Consider the following 18,507-nt stretch of genomic DNA (forward strand, 5'->3'; position numbering starts at 1 on the left):
GGCCGTCGGCGAGAAGACGGCGGCCCTGTGGCAGCGGTCGGCGCCGGTCCGTACGGGCTGTCCGCCATCGCGCATCTACGGGCACGCGGACTCGAGGTGCACGCCTTCGGGAAGCTGATGGAAGCGTGGAGCGACCGCATGCCCGCCGGGATGCTGCTCAAGTCGACGCCCGACGCCTCGGACCTGTCCGCTCCCGACCCCGGCGCCATGCTCGCCGACCTCTCCCGAGCGGAGGGCTTGGCCTGGCACGACGAGCGGCGTCAGATCCCCGTGGAGACCTTCATCCGCTACGGACGATGGTTCCGGGAGCAGGTAGCGGGCGAGGTCGACCCGACTGTGGTGCAGCGCGTCTCGCGCGCCGGCGACGGCTTCGAGATCACCTCCTCGGACGGCCGACGCACGCGAGCGCGGGCCGTCGTGGTGGCCGCCGGGCTGAGCGCCTTCGCACATGTGCCCGCCGAGCTGCGCGCTGCCGCCCCCCGGGTTACGGCGCCGACCGCCTCGTTTCGCACGCCGGTCACCATCGCGAGCTCACCCGCTTCACCGGTCGGCGAGCAGTGGTGATCGGCGCGGGCCAGTCCGCGTTCGAGAGCGCAGCGCTGCTGCACGAGGCCGGCGCTGACGCGAGGCCCATGGGACCGTCTGACAAGCCCGCATCCCCACAGGGCCCCGGATAGCCTCACTCCGTGGTCACCCGTGGCGCCGCCGCAGAGCCCCATCTGCCCCGCCCTGTACGGTTGTTGCTGCTCAACCGGCTGCTGGGACCCTCCTGCTCCTGGCGGCTGCGAGACCGTGTCGACGGAGTCCTGCCAGAGCTGCCCGGCCGCCACCTGGCCGGGGGCGGACGCCCATACCGGTGGCGTGCGACTCACTGTGCACGGTCCGCGCGGCACCGAACGCCTCGACGCCGACCACGTACTGGCCACCACCGGTTGCCGTGTCGACCTCGACGGCTACGCGTTCCTCGAGACCCCGCCCTGCACAGGGCGCTCCCCCGCGTCCCGGACAGCCGTGCCCCGCGGCTGACCACTGGCTTCGAATCGAGCGTGCCCGGCCTGTATGCACCCACCTTCGGTCCCATGCCACGGTCCGTCGCCGGTACGGGCTTCGCCTCCGGCCGCCTCACCGACACCATCACGTCCCGCGCGGCCGCCTGAAGCCAAGGTGAATCACGCAGCCAGTGAGGTCTTCCCAGCGATGATCACTCTCGGAATCCGTTGAGCGTCTGAAGCGCATCGACGCCGACAGTGGCGAACGCAAGCGGTTCTCCTCATCGGAGCACGACGACACATGTCTGGGCGAGCCTGGGAGCACCCGTCCTCCCGCTCAGGGGCCGCTCCGTTGTTCCCTCGACGAGAGCTCTCGGGACTCCACCACCCCGGACTGCGCAGTGGCCGCCCGGCCATCAGGCGCCGACGCGCGGCCGGCGCCCCGAGCAGCGGCAGGGCCGGCCAGGAAGGACAGCATGCGTGGCAGGTACCAGGCCCGCTCGCCGAGGAGCGAGAGCACCGACGGCAGCAGCACGCCCCGCACGATCGTCGCGTCGAGCAGGATGGCGACCCCGAGCCCGACGCCCATCTGTTTGAAGTCCTGCAGCGACAGGGTGCCCAGCACACCGAAGACGCCGACCATGATGATCGCCGCGCTGGTCACCACGCCCGCCGTGCTGCGGATGCCGTGGGACACCGCTTCCCGGGTCGGTGCGCCGGCGTCGTGTGCCTCGCGTATCCGCGACACCACGAACACGTGGTAGTCCATGGACAGCCCGAACAGGATGACGAAGGCGAACAGCGGCAGCCACGATTCGATGGCGCCGACGCCGTGGGTGCCGAACAGCGCTGCGCCCCAGCCGTGCTGGAAGACCGCGACCATCACGCCGAAGGCGGCGGCCACCGACAGCAGGTTCAGCAGGACCGAGACCGCGGCGATGGCCAGCGACCGGAAGGACAGCAGCATCACCAGGAAGGCCGCGATCATGACGAACGCGAACACCGGGACGACGCTGCTGCGCAGTTTGTCGTTGAAGTCCATGGAGAAAGCGAGGTCGCCGGTGACGTACGAGCGCACGCCGGGGACCGTGTCCAAGGTGGCGGGGATCACCTCGGAGCGAAGTTCCCGCACCGCCCGCATCGAGGTGCTGTCCGAACCGTTGCCTGCCAGCGGCACGCTGATCTCGACCACGTTCTGCGTCGCGTGCGTGGTGACCTGTACGGGCCGGTTGACCAGCCCCGTGTCCAGCGCGGCGGCGGTGAAGTCGGTCAGTGCCCGGCGCACCTGCGGCGCCTGCACGTCGTCGGCCTGCACCACGACATCAGCCGGGCTGGCACCGCCGGGGAACGCCTCGCTGATGTGATGGTAGGTCTGGATGAGGGGTGTGTCCGCCGGCAACTGCTTGTCCAGGCTCAGCTTCTCCGTGTGGATGCCCAGCACAGGCGCCGCCAACAGCAGCAGAAACGCTCCGGCGGCCAGCGCGGAGACCGCCGGGCGGGCGAGCACCCGGCTCAGCACCGCGCCCCACACTCGGCTGCCGCCCTGCGGACGGCGCAGCCGCCCCAGGCCCGGGATCCTGCCCAGCTCCACCCGGTCACCGAGCAGCGACAGCAACGCGGGCAGCACGGTCACCGAACCCGCCATGGCGACCAGGACCACCAGGATGGTGCCCACCGCGAAGCCGTCGAACAGCAGCATCCCGGACAGGAACATGCCGGACATGGCGACCACGACCGTGAGGCCGGACACCAGCACCGAACGTCCGGAGGTCGCCGCGGCGATACGCAGCGAGGCAGCCGGGTCATGCCCCTTCGCCCGCTCTTCACGCTCCCTGCGCAGGTAGAACAGGCAGTAGTCCACTCCGACGGCCAGCCCCAGCAGCAGCACGACCGAGCTGGTCGCGTCGTCGACATGCATGCCATGGCTGATCAGCGCGAGTATGCCGTTGGCGGCGAGGAAGGCCGTCATGGCCAGGACGACCGGCAGCACCGCCGCGAGCAGTGCGCCGAAGGCGGCCAGCAGGATACCCAGCGCCAGCGGGATCGCCGTCAGCTCGGCGCGGTGGAAGTCCTTGAGGATGGTGTCCTCGAACCACTTGGCGCCGCTCGCATGGCCGTACTGCTCCACCCGCAGCTCAGGGTGGTCGTCCTTGACCTTGTCCACCGCGTCGAGCACCGGCTGCACACGCTCCTGGGCGTCATCGGCCTTGCCGGTCATGTTGAACTGCACCAGGGCGCTGTGCCTGTCGTCGGAGACCAGCCCCTGCACCGCATACGGATCCTTCAGATCCGTCACCTCTCCGGTGGCCTCGATCCCGGACACCAGCTCCCCCACCGCGGCCCGGAAGCCGGCCGCGGTGGCGAGGTCGGTGTCGCTCTGCACCAGCACCATCTCGCCCGCAGGCGGCGTCAGTCCCTCGCGTTCCAGGATCTGCCAGGCCCGGGCCGAGTCGCCCGCCGCGTACTCCTGATCGGTCATCTGCTCCTGGCCCACGGACCCGCCGATCATCATGGCGGCCACCACCATGAGCAGCCAGCCCGCAACGGCGATCACACGGTGCCGGGCGCTCCAACCACCCAACCGCGCGGCGAGATTGTCCCCTCCGGACATGAAGCGCTCCCCGGTGAGATCCCTGTGCCGCGCTGCCACGCACCGCAAGTGCGCGGCAGCGCAGTCCCGGTCACCCCTACCGTCCGGCGGCAGGCGCCCCCGCGCAGCGGGCCGTTGGTCCCACGGTCCGGGCCGGTCGGCGACTGTCCGCCGGCTCGGGCTGCCGCCAGCCGGAAACTGACGGCCTATGGCGCGTGATGGACACCCGCCGCCCCGGTGTCGGGCGGCGGCATGCAGAAGCCCTCGCGTCAACTCGCATACCAGATGGCAGGCGTAGGCGGACTTCCGCGAGACCGCGACAGCCTCGCCACCCGCGGCGCGGCAATGCCGTCCGCGAACATCTCGGCGGCCCTGAACCGGTACCTGCCCTCGCTCAGCCCGCACCGCGCGGTCAAGCCACCCCATCCGGATACCGCATACCTGCGGGATACCGCCACCCACAGCCCGCACCTCGCCTCGTGACGTTGCCGGCCAGGTCACGGATGTGGTGTGCGTGGGGTTCGGGGCAGCACATCGCGCTCGGGGACCGCCTCGTCTCAACGCCTGACGGCGGCACCTGGTTCGAGGTCGCGGCCCTGGAGCCGGAGGGCTTCCTGGGGCTGAGGACCTCACTCGGTCTACGGGGCCGCTCCTACGACGCCGCCTCGGCCAGGCCCCGGTACTACAGCGACTCGCTCTGGGGATTCCTGCTCACCGAGCACGTCTCCGGCCGCACCCGTCTCGTCGTCAGCGGCTACGCCGCGGCACGTCCTGTTCTTGCCGTGCCCCTCGGCAACCTTGTCGTGTGGGAACCCGCCCACTGGCTCATGCAGACCCGGCAGTTCCGCCAGCTGAAGCGGCGGGTCGAGCAAGGCGCCACAGCGGCGCCGGGATGAGGACTGTTCGGCCCCTGATACCGGGCGCTGCAGCACAGGACACAGCGCAGCGCCGTCCAGCGCGGTCCATGACCCGGCGGTACTCATGCCGACGGCGCTGCGAGGCTGCGGAACTGCACGACGCGGCTGCCCGGCATCGGACGAGGTCATGACGTCGGTGCTGCAGAAGGGGCTATGCCGGTGTGCAGTGGTACGCCTCGATCAGCGTCCAGGGACCGCCGTGCACGGACATCTCGTTCCGCCACAGCACTTCGCGTGGGTCCGCGACGTCCCACTCCATGCGGAGCCGTACCGCCGGATCGTCGATGCTCTCGAAGATCAGCCGGTCACCGTCGATGTGCCCCCGCATGACGCCACAACGGCCGTAGTTGTCCGCGTGCGTGGCCCGGTAGTCACCGGATGCCGGGTCCCAGCCGACGACCCAGTGCAGCTGCCAGGTCAGCACGAAGGTGCCGTCGAGCAGGAACTGGTCCTGCTCGTAGCTGCCGACGATCCAGCGGCCGTCCTGGATGGTCTCGTGCGTGCCCTTGCCCCGAGCGGTCATGGCGGGCGTTCCGGGGCCCATGCCGCCTGCCTCGATGACGCCGGTCCAGGTGATGTCCCGGCAGAAACGGGTCAGCGCCGCCACTTCGGATCCGGTGGTGATCGGCTTGGGGATGGTGTCGAGTGCAGCAAGCATGGTCGTGTCCCCTCAGCATTGGACGAGTGGCAACCGGCCGGGGCGCCGCTCCCTCCGGACCCCGCGCCCATTCCCGTCGCACCATCAGCCAACGCCGTGACCGGGCCCTGCGCATGAGCCGACCGGCCCGGGCCGAGGGCTGAGCGGCCCATGCCTCGGGCCATCGTTCTGACCCGGTTCACCTGTGGGCAGGCAATCTTCCTTGAGGAAGACAGTGCAGGTGTGTCGGCCGGCACCAATGGGCCGCAAAGCTCTCACCTCAGTCCGGTTGGCACTGGGCAGACCGGTCAGCAGGGCGTCATGGTGAGGCGCACACAGCGCAGAGGTGGGACCCGAGTGGGGTGATGGCCATGGCCACGACCGACGCTGAAGACACGCGCCCCCCTCCTGACGTACCGCCCGCCGCGGACAACACAATGCAGCGGCGCGGATTCCTGCGCGCCACCGGTGCGGGAGCCCTCACGGTCGCGGTGGTCGGCACCGGGGCACTGTCGTACCGGGCGTACGACAACCGGATCCTCGGCGCGGATGCCGGTGACGCGTTCGACGCCTGGCGGCACTGGCGGGAGGATTCCGGGGCGCGCGGCGCGGTGGCGGCGGCCGTGCTCGCGGCCAGCCCGCACAACACTCAGCCGTGGCTGTTCCACATCGACGGCGACCGCATCGACGTGCTCGCCGACACCGCACGGCGTATGGGCAGCGTCGATCCCTACTCCCGCGAGCTGCACATCGGACTCGGGTGCGCACTGGAGAACCTGGTCCTGGCCGCACGGGCACGGGGCTTCGCCCCCGGGGTGACATTGCGCCCCGACGTCGGTCGGCCCGATCTCGTGGCACGCGTGATCCTGCCGGCCGGCCGCCGGCACGCCTCGGAGCTGTACGAGGCGATCGGCAGCCGGCACACCAACCGCGGCCCTTACCGGGACAAGCCCGTGGCGGCCGGGACACTGACCGAGCTGGCGGAGCTGGCCGATGAGCCACCGGCTTCCCTCGCCTGGGTCACCGCCCGCGACGACCGGGACTCGCTGGGCCGGCTGATGGTGGAGGCCGCCCGGGCCATCACCTCGGACGAGGAGCAGTCCCGCGACAACTTCGCCTGGTTCCGCGCGGGCGCCGACGACATCGCCGCCCACAAGGACGGACTGACCCTCGACGGCCAGGGCCTGTCCCCACTGTTCAGCTCCGTCGCCAAGCTCCTGCCGGCCGCCTCCCGCACCCGCGGCGACACCTTCTGGGTGGAGCAGACCCGCAAGGTCCACACCGCCACTGCGGCGGCCTACGGCTTCGTCCTCGTCGCCGACCCGCACGATACGGCCCAGCAGCTGATCGGCGGCCGGCTGCTGCAGCGCATCCACCTCGCCGTCACCGCCCGCGGTCTGGTCCTGCAGCACATGAACCAGATCAGCGAGCGCATCGACCGTGACCAGAGCCTGGGCCGGTCGTCGGCGTTCACCCCGCAGCTCGCCGCACTGGCCGGCCACCCGGACCGCCAGGTCCTTGCCACCTTCCGCCTGGGCCACCCGGTGCGCACCGGCCGGCGCTCTCCCCGCAGACCGGTGAAGGAGGTGCTGCAGTGACACGCGACCGGACCGCCGCACTCACCGGCATCACGGCAGGCACCCTCGGCATCCTGGCCGGACTGATCACCACCGTGTGGGGAGCTGAACTGGGTAGCTGGGCGGGCGACAAACAGGACCCCGTCCCGCTCGGCCTGCTCACCATCGTGCTCGCGGCCACCGCGCTCGCGGTGAGCACAGGCCAGCTCCAGGCGCGCCCCGCACTGCCACCGGGCCGCCGAGCAGCCGTGGCAGCCGGGCAACTTCTCCCCGGGCTCATCGGCTTCACCACCGTCGGACCGCTGTGGTGGATCCCGGGCACCGCGCTGGTTCTGGCCGGCGCGACCACCGTCTCCCCGGCACCACGAGCAACCGCGCGGGCGGTACGGGACCGCTGGCCCGCCGTGCTGACCAGCATGCTCGGAGTCTTCCTGGTCCTGAGCGCCGCCGGCGGCGGCATCCGGTGGCTGGCCCTGGGGACAGTCAGCGGTGCCCTCGTCGCCGTCGCACCCTGGATACGCACCAGCCGACGCCCGCTCGCCCCCGTCCTGCTGGTTGTGGGCGCGCTCCCCTTCGCCGCACTCACCTGGTGGACGCTGGTCACCCCGCTCACCGCCGCACTGGCGTTGATCGCCGGCACGGTGGCTCTGCACGGGCACGCAGGCTCATTCCCCTCGGGCCGGCCCAGGGAATGACGTAGTCCCAACTGAAGGACCGGGCACCCCGCCCGAAAGCAAGGTGGATTCACGTCACCGGGACTGCGCCGACGCCGACCATGCGCTGATGGGCGTGGTCGTGTGCGGCCGGGCTCTCGCCGCCGGAGGAACCGGCGACGACGTGGAACTCGTGGACCCGGTCGAGCGCGAAGAGCACCGGAAGCACGAGTTGCATCCTTCCTCCGCCACGAATTCTGCCGGTGTTTCTGCCGGTGTTTCTGCCTGGAGAGCGCGGCGGGGCGCTGCTTGGCTTCTCGGTACGAGCGGGAACCCGGGCTCCGCCGAAGCCGCCCGGTTGCGCTCGGGTCAAGTCGCCGTCCGCATGCCGAACCCCCGGTCCTGCCGGGGCGTGGGCCACCGCCGTCCGGGAGGCCGTGGTCGTTGGCCTGTTCCCGTCTGATGCAGCCCCGGAGTCACTTCCCTTGAGGGGAGAGAGAGTTGAGCTTGGTGTTGACGACGGCCTCGGTGCTGGACCGGGACAAGGTGGCCTACTGGAACGACGCGGTGAGCAGGACGCTGGTACCGATGACCGTGGTCCCACGCGGCGACGGTCCGTTCCACGGCCGGATCACGACCAACCGCATCGGCTTTCTGCAGGTCTCCACGGTGGAGGCCGACCCGAATCGGATCAGCCGCACTCCGGCACTCATCGCCTGCTCGTCCGCGACGCCGGTGGCGATCACTGTCCAGATATCCGGTACGGCCACCTGCGTCCAGGACGGCCGCCGCGCCGACGTGACCGAGGGCGACCTTGTGGTCTACGACACGAGCCGGCCGTACTCCTTCGACTATCCGCAGCGATTCGCCACGCATGTCTTCCAACTGCCCCGCCGCATGCTGGGTGTGCCGGACATCAGCCTCCAGCAGGTCACGGGCAACGCCATCGGTACGGAGGACGGTCTCGGCGCGGTGCTGTTGCCGTTCCTGGCCGCCCTGGCATCATCGGCGGACGCCTACTCGCCGGCCGTCGCGGACCGGCTGGCCTGCAATGTGGCCGACTTGTTCGCCACCCTGATCACCGAGCGAGCCCACCTGGGCACCGCGGGACCGGACACCACCCGAAGCCATCTGCTGCTGCAAGTCCGCGACCACATCGACCGGAACCTGGGCGACCCGGCCCTGTCGCCGGAGAGCATCGCCAGGGCGCACCGGATCTCCGTCCGGTACGTGCACCGGCTCTTCGAGGGCGAGGGGACCACCGTCGGTCGGCTCATCCAGCAGCGGCGCCTGCAGGAGTGCTGCCGGGAGCTGGCCCCCCGCAGCAGAACGGCGCCCACCGTGTCGGCTGTCGCCCAGCGGTGGGGCTTCGTCAACCCTGCCCACTTCAGCCGGGCCTTCCGCGCCGCTTATGGCATCTCCCCACGCGAGTGGCGCAGCTTGCGCATGGGTCAAGACGACGGCGGGAGCTTGCCAGCGACCACCGCCGGTACACGCAGTGCCGGCTGACCGGGTGCCGGTCTTTCGCCGTACGGCAGTTAGGGTTCCCGATCAAAGCCGCGCGAGCCCCCGTGCTGCACAGAGCACTGCCCTGGCCGGGCAGTCGCAGCATCAGCTGCTCCGATCGACTGGGTACCCCATGCGCCGAACAGCCCTTTCCCTTCAGGCCCCTTGGCCCTCCCTGCAGGAGACCGCGTGTTCGACTTCGCGCCTTCGGCCGTGCGGCAGCCGGTCCTGGATCTGACCACCCGAGCGTTCGTGGCCCAGTACTCCTGCCCGCCGTCGACGCACGACCCGAACATCGAACAGGCAAGGCGGGACCTTGCCCGCCTGCACGGCGGGCGCGACCTCCTTGGCAGGGAGGCCACCACGGACTGGCTGGCACTGTCAGGCGGGCCGACCGGTCACGTACGGGTGCAGGTGGTCAGGCTCGTCGACAGCGTCGGCGCGATCCCGGTCGTGCTGTTCCTGCACGGCCTTGGTCGGGCTCTGCGCGACGCCTGCATCCATGAGCACCTGGTGCGCGCGTTCGTTCTCGGTACCGACGCAGCCGTGGTGTTCGTCGATTACGAGCGCACCCCCGCGGCGCAGTACCCCATCGCCGTTGAGCAGTGCTATGCGGTCGCGAAGTGGATCTGCGAGCGGGGCGGCGAGATCGGCCTGGACGGGAGCCGGACGGCAGCCGAGGGCGACTCGGCGGACGGCAATCCGGTGGCGGCACTGCATCCGCTCGCCAAGGAGCGCGAAGGAGTTCGCCTGATTCAGCAGGCACTCCTCTACCCGGTCACCGACGCCGACTTCGAGACCCCATTCCTACCAGGAGTTCACCAAAGGCTACTTCCTCGGCCGCGAGACCATGCGCTGGTTCTGGGACCAGTGCCTCCCCGACATGCAGCAGCGCGGCGAAGCTCCGCACGGCCGGCGTCGCAATGGTCTCGACGCGATACCACGGGACGATCCACGGCTTCATGGGGCTCGCCCCGCTGCGCGACACGGACACCGCCCGCGCCGCGCTCATCCAGGTCCTCGACACCGTGCACATCGCCCTGCACCGGCAACGCCACTGATTCCTCCGTTCTCACGTGAGCGGAACGGAGCGAGCCGCAGCCCACGCTCGGCAGAATCCAGGGCACGTTGCGGCGGCAGGCTTTCTCACTCGGCGGGGAGCATGTCGCAGGTAGGAGCTGTGCACCTTCTCCGAACTGGTACCGGAGACCAGGCAGGCAGCACCGGCCGCCGTGCACCGGGCCCTCTATGGGCATCGCCTCGCCATCCGCGTCGATGGACACGACCGCGATTCCCGAGACCGACGGGAACAGCACCTCTTGCAGCTGACGCGACACCTCGTTCACGACGACCGCATGTCGAACACGTCAGCAACGGAAGATCAACAACCACAACGCGTAGTCGGCTCACGGAACTGGCGGCGGAGATGGGCCATGATTCTCTTCTGGAGCTTCAGATCCGTGATCCTGCCTTCGTTGACGCCGGAGTTGAAGGCGGTGGTGATTCCCTGCACGACCGCGGGCTGGTCCCCGCGGATGGCGTCGGCCAAGCCGGTCAGCGCCGGAAGGCCGGAGGCCACGAGGTTGTCGAGCCGGGCAGGGGTGAGACCGGCCGCGCCCGCACCTGCGGTCTGCATGGCTTCGAGCGGATCGCCCTGCTCATCGGCGTGCTGCCTGTGGGACATCGCCGATGCAGTGTCGGCCGTATGGCGGAGGGGGCGTTGGCGAGGTGCGCGCAGTGCCCCGTTGGTGCGGGCTTTCACCTGTTGGGCGTAAGGAACGGGCGGGTGGAGCACGCTGCGGGTCCACTGGAGGGGCGTTATGTGATCAATGAGTGTTGCGCTGTCGTTTGTTCGGCTCTGGTGACAGGCGCATACCGTCCTGCTCGCTGTGCTGACAGCACGCAGGCGAGGCGCTGATCGTGGAGGTTGGAAAATGCTCAGGAACATGAAGCTGCTGACGCTCGCCGTCGCGGCAGCGGTGTGCGCGGCTGCCGCTACGGCGGTGCCGGCGGCTGCGGCCCCGGCGGCGGCTGCCGGGACCGCAGATCTGCGGGTGGGTGCGGAGACGTACGAGGTCCAGCCGGGTGACACGGTGTGGGTCAAGGTGCTCGTGGACAGCCTCGGCCCGGACACGTCGTCGGAGGCCACCTGGACGCTTGAGCTGCCGCCGGGCATCGAAGTGAGTTCGCGTGCTGTGATCCGCGATCACTGTCAGACGTCTTCCGACGGCCGCAGGGTGAGCTGCCGGCAGGGGATGGTCAGGCCAGGTTTTCATCCCTTCGTCGGCTCGTTCCCCGTGTGGGTGAACGATTGCGTCATCGCTCCCGGCACGCGGCTCAGTGCCCCGGTGAGCGTGATCAGTGACAACCCCGCCGAAGACCCCGACCCGGACAACAACCATGCGGTGGTCCAGATCTGGACCTGAGCGCCGCCGGGAGAGCAGGCAGACCCGCCCGCGACCCCGGACGGTGCCGCCGGGCCTGGCCCGGGAGCCGCCGCGGGTCCGCTCGGGGGGTGGTCCGGATGGGGCTTGTGGGGGCAGCAGACGACATGAGCGGTATGGGGGGAGACAGAGTTTTTCCGGTGGGACCGGCAGCCGTGCTGGTCGCCACGAGACGAAGGGACGGATGCGGTGCGTGGTGTGAGGATGTTCGGGGCGGTGATGGCGTTGATCCTGGCTGGCGGGTTTGCCGCCGGCCCCGCCCAGGCAGCCGGTGCGCGGGCAGAAGTGGTGCAGACCGCCGGAACTCTGAGCAAGACTGGTGACGAGTTCACGGTCCTTTGCCCCGCCGGCAGCAAGACCCTCAAGCAGACGTGGGCGCTTACGCTCCAGCCGTCCACTGCCTTGCAGTCGTCTGTTATCCAGGCCGAGTACCTGCCCGATGGTGCCGGCTACACCGTGCGGGCGGTGGACTGGCACGAGAGCGCGCCCGTGGACATCACCGCGATCATTGACTGCCGGACGCCAGGAGACTTCGACACCAGCGGCGAATGGAGCCAGTACCACCTGCACGCGTCCGTCACCGCTCCCACAGGCGGCGGCACCGTCACGGCCACCTGCCCCGCAGGCACCCTGTACCAGCGCATCGGCCGGGTCAGCGGTGTGGATTCGCTGCAGCGCTGGGAGTACGAGCACATCTATACGGCGGACCCTGCGTCCCAGACAGTGACGATCTGCCCGGACGCTGTGCTGCCGAGCCCGGGCATCGTCACACTGAAGATCGAGTGCGCCTGACTGCGTGACCGGAAGCATCCCTCCTCGGCCGCAGTTGGGCTCGGTCAAGCTCCACACACCATGCCGCAGGAGGGCGTGCGCCGCTGATGACGCGCCGTCAGCCCCGATGTGCGCTCGGTAGACGCGCCTCCTGTGAGCGGTCGGCTCGATCCGGCCAGGTGCACTGACGTACAAGCCCTCAGACCGACGCGGCCTCCTCCGCCCTTCGGTACGAATCCGTCGGCGACGGGACGGCCTTCCCTCGCCTCTGCCCGAGGGGGTTTTGGTGTATCCGCTCAGCCATTTGCCATTCGCGGGGCGACACGCCGTACGTTGCGCGGAAGAGGCGGCTGAAGTGGCTCGGGCTGACGAAGCCCCAGCGCAGGGCGACGGCCGCCACCGTCGAGGTCATACCCGTCGGTTGCAACAGATCCCGCCTGCAGCGTTCCAGCCGATGCCGCTGGATCCAGCGGCTCATGGTCGTGTCCTCGTGCTCGAAGAGCTTGTGGAGATACCGGACCGAGACACGGTGTGCTGCTGCGACCGACTCCGGTGACAGTCCGGGATCGGACAGATTCCGAACGATGTATTCCTTGATCAGGGCAAGCATGGCGTGAGCCGAGTCCGGCGACTGCGGGTTCAGCTTTTCGGACCGCTCGTGGATGAGCAAGGCCAGGAGGTCTGTTGCGACCAAGCCGAGTCTGCGTCGGACAGGCCCGTCGGAGGGTCCCGTGCCTTGAGCCAGGCGTGTCAGATAGGTTGCGACCAATCCGCTGGTGTTGCCGCTGCTCGAGAAAACTCTGGCGGTGTGTGCCCGCAAGTCCTGCTCCGCCACTCGTAGATCCTTACGGGGCAGGTGAATCGCCGTGAAGCCGAACTCCTCCGTCAGTGTCTTTCGGAAGGGCCTGCCGGAGTCGGAGATTGCGAAGTCGCCAGGCTGCAGGAGAGCTTCTCTGCCGTCCTGTTCGAGTACGGCGGTCCCGCTATGCTGAAGCGCGACAGTGATCCATTCCTCGCGGTCCTTGGAGATCAGACGCGGGGTGCGGGTGACGACCTGTGGTCCGGCCCGGACCACGGACGTCTGCAGGGAGCCGAATTGCTCGCTCGATATCGTCCCCACCGAAGGCTCACGCTCGAGAAGCTTCACCCCGAGCGGTATGAACGTCTTGGAAACCGCTTCGTGCCAGCATTCCGCGCGTTGCGCCGGAGACAGCGGTGTGGTCGAGAGAACGACAGGCATGGAACCTCCTGCGCGGGCAATGCGCGTGTTTGACCTGCGCACCTCCCGTGAGCGCCTCCTGGGCCGACCAATGACCGCTGCTCATGACGATCGCGGTACACGGGAAGGCCGTAACACTCCTGTGAGGACAGGTATTTCGTTGACGATGACTGTCGCCCACCCGCTCGACGCTCGCGGCGGTGGAAGGTCGAGTCATCGGGATCTTTTCGGCTGGTGCGGGTCGGTGGCACGTGGGACGTCCGTGTGGTGAGATGCAACGTTCAACAGGATTGATGGGGAAATGACTGTTGTCGTGTCAACACTAGGTCGGCCCATCGGTTGTTGTTGTCCCTCGGTGCACAGGGTTGGTTCCCTCCGTGCACTTCCACCGGTGGGCCGGCCCTGAGCGACCTGACTGACCTCACTCGATGGCTCCGCTGGTGACGCCGGCGGCGACATGGCGCTGAGTGACGACGAGCAGCACGGCCGCCGGGACGGATGCGTGAGGGCGAAGAGGAAGGCGAACAGGGCTGTGGTGATCAATGCATCGAGCGCATCGATCAACGAGGCGGACGGTTGGCCGCAGAGGGCGGCGGCATCGTGGAAGCCGAACCTGCCTCCCAGCACCGCTCCCATCTGAAGGAAGCGCAGCGTGCCGGGCTGAAGGGACCTGAGCCTGCCGCGCACGCCGACCACAAGCCCTGAGGGCACGGCCTCCTCAAAGTTGTCGGTGTCGCGCAGGCCGGCGAGCATCTCCACCGCTCCCCGCGCGCTGAGCCTGACGGTGAAAGACCTGTCACGGGACGGTGTGAGCCTCCCCCGGGGGTGCGCGGACGCCGGACGATCAGAACACCGTTCAAGGCGTCATCGACGCAGAGCTCAGTCGGCCGGAATGAGTGGGTGTTCTGCGAGACTTCGGCAGTGCTCGAGAGCGCGGTGTACTACTACTTCGCCAAGCGGCGCGATGACGGCACCGCCAAGACCATTCGCACCTATGCGCGCCCTCGCGTCACCGCCGAGCTCCGCGACAACGGCGAGCGCGTGAACCACAAGCGGGTCGGACGGGTCATGCGCGAGTACGGCATCGCCGGCCTGCGACTGCGCAAGCGGCAGATCTCCACCGTGCCCGAACTGTCCGCCGCCCCCGCGCCGGACCTGTTCCGGCCCGACTTCACCGCGAGCGCGCCCAACACCAAGTACGTCGGGGACATCACCTACCTGCCGGTGGGCGACGGCGAGTTCCTGTCTCTGGCGACGGTGATCGACTGCTTCTCGCGCCGTCTGGTGGGTTGGTCGGTCGCCGGCCGCATGCGCACCTCGCTGGTCTCCGGCGCACTCCGGGCAGCCGCCCGGGTTCGCGGCAGTCTGGCCGGAGCCGTCTTCCACAGCGATCACGGGGCCCAGCACATCTCCCGTCAACTCACCGATGTCTGCGCCGAGTTGGGAGTACGGCAGTCCATGGGCGCGGTCGGCACGAGCGCGGACAACGCGCTCGCCGAGTCGTTCAACGCCGCCCCCAGACGCGAGCCCCTCCGGGGCGCCCGCCGCTTCGACGGTGCCCGTGCCTGCCGCCTGGCGGTCTTCCGCTGGACCCCCCGCTAGAACACCCGACGACGACACTCGGCGAACGGACAGCAGTCAGCCACCCTGACATTTACCACATAACGACACGCACAGGTATCCACTCTTCGAGGACAAGGACCATGGCCCGTGCCAAGCCGGTTGGACGTTTTCCACCCTGCGATAACGCGGGTTCCGCCCACAGCCGCATGCGTGCTTCAGTGACTGCGCGCCGGATCTGCCGGTGCGCACAGCGAGGAGGACCAGCGGTGGAATCCATGATCGTGATCAGTACCCTGCGTCTGCGCGCCGAGCGGGCGGACGAGGCCCGGAAGGTCATCGCGTCGGTGGTCTCGCAAACCCACGAGGACGCGGGCTGCCTCACCTACGCGGCACACGAGGACGCCGCCGATCCACTGACCATGGTGCTCGTCGAGAAGTGGGCCTCACAGCAGGCCATCGACGAACACAGCCAGGCTCCCTTTCTCACCGAGGCGATGAGCCGGGTGGGAGAACTCCTCACTGCCGAGCCCGAGATCCGCGTCATCACCCCGCTCGGCTACGGCACGGGCGACAAGGCCGCGCTGCGCTGACTGCCCGGGTGCACAAAGGGCCGTGGGTTCGAGTTTTCCGAAGGGGGCTCGAAGCCGACCGACGGGTGAGGTTGCCGTAACCGTACTTGGGCGGGCCCGAGTTTGTCCGGGCCCGCCCAAGTGGCGGTGTCAGGTTCTGCGAGCCTTCGTCGGTTTCAGCCTGAGTGGGTCTCTGGGGTGGTCGGCGCCGGCGGGGTGAGGGTGAACGGAGCGGGCTCGGCTTCGAAGAGGATGTTGCGGTTGCCAGGCGTTTCAGCTTGGCGCGCATGCCTTCGGTGTGCCGCGGCTCGGTGCCGGTGCCGAGGGTGCGACAGACGTCCCTGGCGCGCAGCCTGTCCCGTTCTGTTTCTGCTCGAAGAGAGCCAGGATCTCGCGGTAGCCGGGCGGCAGCGGCTCGGGCGGTGGCATGCCGTCCTCGGTGGCCAGTTCCGCGCCCTCAAACGCGAGCGAGTGACCTTCCGCAATTCCTCCCGGGACCTCCCGGGTCGGCGATCTCAAGGGGGTCCCGAAGTCCGCCCCCGCCGACGTCCTGGTGGGGCTGCTCGACCAGGCGACATCGCCGCTCGGCCGCCTCGTCGTCACCTTGCCCTCCATCCACGCACTGCCCGGACACGAGATCCGGACCCTGCGTACCACGGGCCTCGACCTCTCCCGCGGCACCCTCGAAGTACAGCGCGGGCTGCTGCGGCACACCCTCCAGCTGGAGGAACTCATCCACCAACTCGCCGCCGATGGGACGACCTGCCGCCACCTGCGATGGCCCGCCTCGACCAACCCCCACCTGCTGGTCAGCCGGAAGACCGCTGTCGATCCCGACCACCCGGCCGTCAATATCGGCACGCTGCGCGCAGCCCTCTCCAAGGGACTGACGCCGGCCAGCCTGTGTCAGGACCGAATCCTCAGCAAGGTGTTCGAGAGCGCAGATCCCCTCAAGCTGATGCGCCTGTTCGGCATCACCGAGCAGACCGCCATGCGCTATGTCGGCGCCGCCCACCCCGAATCCACCGCCAAGCTACCCAGGTGAAGCCCCGGCCTGCCGCACCGGTCGCGCCGTCGGGGCGGTGCCAAGACTGCTTACAAGAGTCTGACGCGCCCCTCATTCCCCTCATGCCCCCCTGTCACCACCCGCCACTCTTGTCCCGTCCACGACCACCATGCGGACGAACGAACCCCAAGAGGAATCGAAGGAGCGCGGCATGAGCATGTACGGCGAGCGAAGTGAGCACCGTCCGAGCCGTCAGGGGGAAGGAGGACGTCGCGGTCACCGGGCGAAGTCCAGGACGCGGCGCATCGTGATCGGTGGCACTGTCCTCGCCACCGTGGCGGCGGCCACCGTGGCTGTGTCCCTGGCCTCGGCGAGCCAGTACGGGGCGTCCGGAGCCGCAGCAGACCATGCCGTGTTCGTGCAGGGCAACGAGCTGACCGGCAACATCATCCACGTCTTCGCCCGGGACGACCAAGGCAAGCTGAAACCCGCCGGCAGCTACGCCACGGGCGGCAAGGGCGGCGACCAGGTCGACGCCCCCACCGACTCCCTCGCTTCCCAGGGCTCCCTCGTCTACGACGACGCCTCCGGGACGCTGTTGGCGGTCAACGCGGGCAGCGGCACGCTGACCTCCTTCCGCGCCGAAGGAACAGAACTGAAGAACCGTCAAGTTGTCTCCACCGGCGGCAAGTTCCCGTCCAGCATCGCGGTGCGCGGGAAGGTCGCGTACGTCATGAACGCGGGCGGCGAGGGCAGCGTCCAGGGCTTCCGGATCACCAGGAAGGGGCTCGTGCCGATGCGGGGGTCCTACCGTTCACTCGGGCTGGACAACGAGGACGTACCACGGTTCGACACCTCGCCCGGCGAGGTCGAGATCACCCCGGACGGCCGCAGCCTGGTGGTCACCACCAAGGGGAACAACACCGTCGAGGTCTTCCCGTTGAAGAGCAACGGTCTACCGGCCGTCGCCGAGCCGGTCGTCAACAAGTCCGCCGGCAACGTGCCGTTCGCGATCAGCTTCGACAGCTCCGGCAGCCGGATGCTGGTCGCCGAGGCCGAGAAGTCCACGGTGACCGTCTACAAGGTCAAGCACAACGGCAAGCTGAAGGTCCTCCAGCAGCCGCTCGCCAGCGGCCAGGAGGTCCTGTGCTGGCTGGAGCGCGCGGGCAACTACTTCTACGGCGGCAACACCGGCAACTCCACCGTCACCGGGTACCGCATGGACAAGCACGGACGGCTCGCCCTGACCAACGAGGTCGGCCTCGCCACCCCGCCCTCCTCGAAATCGCAGGGCGTGATCGACATCGCCGTGACCAAGGACGCCAAGTTCGTCTACGTCCAGAACGCGACCTCCGGGACGGTCGACGGCTTCCGTGTCGAGAAGAACGGATCCCTCACCAAGGTCACGACCGCCAAGGGACTGCCCGCGTTCGCCGAGTCCGGCATGGAGGGGATCGCAGCGATGTGACGCAGCGGTGTCGGCACCGCGGGTGCCCCTGACCCGAGCCGGTATCAGCTCGTCGATGGCGGAGTTGATCGCCGAGTACTCACCGCCGACACCGAAACCGGTGAGGCAGCGGGCCGCCGCGAACCAAGCGTAGGCCGTGTTTCATCAGAAGGTGCTGGTGTGCTGGGTTGGCTGTCCGGGAAAGTTACGACCGGCCAGCCAGACGATGAGGTCGTTGGCGATCCCGCTGATGTCGGTGTCGATGGTGACCTTGTGTTCGCGTCGCGTGCTGTCACGCAGGACGATCTCGTAGCCGCCTTCGTCGCAGACGGCCACGGAGGCGAACCAGGCGGGATCGTCCTCGTCGGGCTGGATGACGATGAACGTGTTGTCCGCGTTGTCGAGTTCGCTGATGAGGTCGAACAGGGCGTCCTCGGACGGGTCGTCGATGTGGTCCCCGTTCTCGCTGTCGGCGCCGTAGTAGGTTGCCGCCACGATCCGCTCTCCCCCTGGTGACGAGGCTGGTGCCGAAATGCCGCCGTCAGGATGGCATGCGGGGCGGACAGTCCCGTGTGGTCACAGCCATTCGTTGATCGCGGCGATATGGACAGTGGCCTCG

19 protein-coding genes and 1 pseudogene are annotated in these 18,507 nt (G+C 69.0%); 13 read left to right on the forward strand and 7 right to left on the reverse strand.

Annotated features, from left to right (window positions below; all coding sequences use genetic code 11):
* Window positions 1–27: 27 nt before the first annotated feature.
* Window positions 28–564: an FAD/NAD(P)-binding protein gene (locus tag PH203_RS35810; protein WP_289925565.1), complete on the forward strand. Its 537-nt coding sequence runs from the start codon at window positions 28–30 to the stop codon at window positions 562–564.
* 297 nt (window positions 565–861) lie between these two features.
* Complete coding sequence (locus PH203_RS35815) at window positions 862–1,026, forward strand: hypothetical protein (RefSeq protein WP_289925566.1); 165 nt, start codon at window positions 862–864, stop codon at window positions 1,024–1,026.
* Window positions 1,027–1,326: 300 nt separating this feature from the next.
* On the opposite strand, the gene PH203_RS35820 is transcribed toward PH203_RS35815, so the two are convergent.
* Window positions 1,327–3,600 carry an MMPL family transporter gene (locus tag PH203_RS35820; RefSeq protein ID WP_289925568.1) on the reverse strand — a complete coding sequence of 758 codons (2,274 nt, stop codon included), beginning with the start codon at window positions 3,598–3,600 and terminating at the stop codon, window positions 1,327–1,329.
* Between the two features lie 464 nt (window positions 3,601–4,064).
* On the opposite strand from PH203_RS35820, the gene PH203_RS35825 reads away from it, so the two are divergent.
* A complete protein-coding gene (locus PH203_RS35825) occupies window positions 4,065–4,475 on the forward strand; it encodes a hypothetical protein (protein ID WP_289925571.1) in 411 nt (136 codons plus the stop codon).
* Between the two features lie 172 nt (window positions 4,476–4,647).
* Here the strand turns inward: PH203_RS35825 and PH203_RS35830 are convergent, their stop codons facing one another.
* The gene (locus PH203_RS35830; RefSeq protein WP_289925572.1) at window positions 4,648–5,154 is read right to left on the reverse strand and encodes a DUF1579 family protein; all 507 of its coding nucleotides are present in this window, start codon (window positions 5,152–5,154) and stop codon (window positions 4,648–4,650) included.
* Window positions 5,155–5,504: 350 nt separating this feature from the next.
* Between PH203_RS35830 and PH203_RS35835 the strand changes: the two genes are divergently transcribed.
* A complete protein-coding gene (locus PH203_RS35835) occupies window positions 5,505–6,731 on the forward strand; it encodes a hypothetical protein (protein ID WP_289925573.1) in 1,227 nt (408 codons plus the stop codon).
* Window positions 6,728–7,405, forward strand: coding sequence for a hypothetical protein (locus PH203_RS35840; protein ID WP_289925574.1), 678 nt, complete (start codon window positions 6,728–6,730; stop codon window positions 7,403–7,405). Before PH203_RS35835 ends, PH203_RS35840 begins: the two co-directional genes overlap by 4 nt.
* Window positions 7,406–7,454: 49 nt before the next feature.
* Here the strand turns inward: PH203_RS35840 and PH203_RS35845 are convergent, their stop codons facing one another.
* Window positions 7,455–7,601, reverse strand: a complete 147-nt coding sequence (locus PH203_RS35845; protein WP_289925575.1) for a hypothetical protein — start codon at window positions 7,599–7,601, stop codon at window positions 7,455–7,457.
* Window positions 7,602–7,873: 272 nt separating this feature from the next.
* Here PH203_RS35845 and PH203_RS35850 point away from each other — a divergent pair, with 272 nt between their 5' ends.
* Entirely contained in the window at window positions 7,874–8,872 is a 999-nt protein-coding gene (locus PH203_RS35850) for a helix-turn-helix domain-containing protein (protein WP_289925666.1), read from the forward strand.
* A 186-nt stretch (window positions 8,873–9,058) separates the two neighbouring features.
* Window positions 9,059–9,949, forward strand: coding sequence for an alpha/beta hydrolase (locus tag PH203_RS35855; protein WP_289925576.1), 891 nt, complete (start codon window positions 9,059–9,061; stop codon window positions 9,947–9,949).
* A gap of 301 nt (window positions 9,950–10,250) precedes the next feature.
* Here PH203_RS35855 and PH203_RS35860 read toward each other — a convergent pair whose 3' ends face one another.
* Window positions 10,251–10,553, reverse strand: coding sequence for a hypothetical protein (locus PH203_RS35860; RefSeq protein WP_289925578.1), 303 nt, complete (start codon window positions 10,551–10,553; stop codon window positions 10,251–10,253).
* Window positions 10,554–10,815: 262 nt separating this feature from the next.
* On the opposite strand from PH203_RS35860, the gene PH203_RS35865 reads away from it, so the two are divergent.
* Window positions 10,816–11,295, forward strand: a complete 480-nt coding sequence (locus PH203_RS35865; protein ID WP_289925579.1) for a hypothetical protein — start codon at window positions 10,816–10,818, stop codon at window positions 11,293–11,295.
* Window positions 11,296–11,517: 222 nt separating this feature from the next.
* Window positions 11,518–12,105, forward strand: coding sequence for a hypothetical protein (locus PH203_RS35870; RefSeq protein WP_289925580.1), 588 nt, complete (start codon window positions 11,518–11,520; stop codon window positions 12,103–12,105).
* A 178-nt stretch (window positions 12,106–12,283) separates the two neighbouring features.
* Here the strand turns inward: PH203_RS35870 and PH203_RS35875 are convergent, their stop codons facing one another.
* Together PH203_RS35875 and PH203_RS35880 are read right to left on the reverse strand one after the other, a co-directional pair.
* Entirely contained in the window at window positions 12,284–13,324 is a 1,041-nt protein-coding gene (locus PH203_RS35875) for a helix-turn-helix domain-containing protein (RefSeq protein WP_289925581.1), read from the reverse strand.
* A gap of 192 nt (window positions 13,325–13,516) precedes the next feature.
* On the reverse strand, window positions 13,517–14,062 hold the full coding sequence (locus tag PH203_RS35880) for a hypothetical protein (RefSeq protein ID WP_289925582.1): 546 nt from the start codon (window positions 14,060–14,062) through the stop codon (window positions 13,517–13,519).
* Window positions 14,063–14,293: 231 nt separating this feature from the next.
* Between PH203_RS35880 and PH203_RS35885 the strand changes: the two are divergent.
* From PH203_RS35885 to PH203_RS35900, 4 genes and pseudogenes are all read left to right on the forward strand, one after another.
* Window positions 14,294–14,902, forward strand: a pseudogene (locus PH203_RS35885) (IS3 family transposase); the annotation flags it as partial.
* A gap of 239 nt (window positions 14,903–15,141) precedes the next feature.
* Window positions 15,142–15,456, forward strand: a complete 315-nt coding sequence (locus PH203_RS35890) for a putative quinol monooxygenase (RefSeq protein ID WP_126269423.1) — start codon at window positions 15,142–15,144, stop codon at window positions 15,454–15,456.
* A 532-nt stretch (window positions 15,457–15,988) separates the two neighbouring features.
* Window positions 15,989–16,480, forward strand: coding sequence for a hypothetical protein (locus tag PH203_RS35895; RefSeq protein WP_289925584.1), 492 nt, complete (start codon window positions 15,989–15,991; stop codon window positions 16,478–16,480).
* Window positions 16,481–16,748: 268 nt separating this feature from the next.
* Window positions 16,749–17,909 carry a beta-propeller fold lactonase family protein gene (locus PH203_RS35900; protein WP_289925586.1) on the forward strand — a complete coding sequence of 387 codons (1,161 nt, stop codon included), beginning with the start codon at window positions 16,749–16,751 and terminating at the stop codon, window positions 17,907–17,909.
* A gap of 144 nt (window positions 17,910–18,053) precedes the next feature.
* Here PH203_RS35900 and PH203_RS35905 read toward each other — a convergent pair whose 3' ends face one another.
* On the reverse strand, window positions 18,054–18,383 hold the full coding sequence (locus PH203_RS35905; RefSeq protein WP_289925587.1) for a hypothetical protein: 330 nt from the start codon (window positions 18,381–18,383) through the stop codon (window positions 18,054–18,056).
* Between the last annotated feature and the right edge of the window lie 124 nt (window positions 18,384–18,507).

Source organism: Streptomyces sp. S.PB5 (genome assembly GCF_030403745.1).
Classification (GTDB): Bacteria; Actinomycetota; Actinomycetes; order Streptomycetales; family Streptomycetaceae; genus Streptomyces.

What these genes read in the sequence shown, in the direction of transcription:
- PH203_RS35820 (WP_289925568.1), bottom strand. Translation starts at nt 3,600, where the DNA reads ATGTCCGGAGGGGACAATCTCGCCGCGCGGTTGGGTGGTTGGAGCGCC.
- PH203_RS35830 (WP_289925572.1), bottom strand. Translation starts at nt 5,154, where the DNA reads ATGCTTGCTGCACTCGACACCATCCCCAAGCCGATCACCACCGGATCC.
- PH203_RS35835 (WP_289925573.1), top strand. Translation starts at nt 5,505, where the DNA reads ATGGCCACGACCGACGCTGAAGACACGCGCCCCCCTCCTGACGTACCG.
- PH203_RS35845 (WP_289925575.1), bottom strand. Translation starts at nt 7,601, where the DNA reads ATGCAACTCGTGCTTCCGGTGCTCTTCGCGCTCGACCGGGTCCACGAG.
- PH203_RS35860 (WP_289925578.1), bottom strand. Translation starts at nt 10,553, where the DNA reads ATGTCCCACAGGCAGCACGCCGATGAGCAGGGCGATCCGCTCGAAGCC.
- PH203_RS35865 (WP_289925579.1), top strand. Translation starts at nt 10,816, where the DNA reads ATGAAGCTGCTGACGCTCGCCGTCGCGGCAGCGGTGTGCGCGGCTGCC.
- PH203_RS35870 (WP_289925580.1), top strand. Translation starts at nt 11,518, where the DNA reads ATGTTCGGGGCGGTGATGGCGTTGATCCTGGCTGGCGGGTTTGCCGCC.
- PH203_RS35875 (WP_289925581.1), bottom strand. Translation starts at nt 13,324, where the DNA reads ATGCCTGTCGTTCTCTCGACCACACCGCTGTCTCCGGCGCAACGCGCG.
- PH203_RS35890 (WP_126269423.1), top strand. Translation starts at nt 15,142, where the DNA reads ATGATCGTGATCAGTACCCTGCGTCTGCGCGCCGAGCGGGCGGACGAG.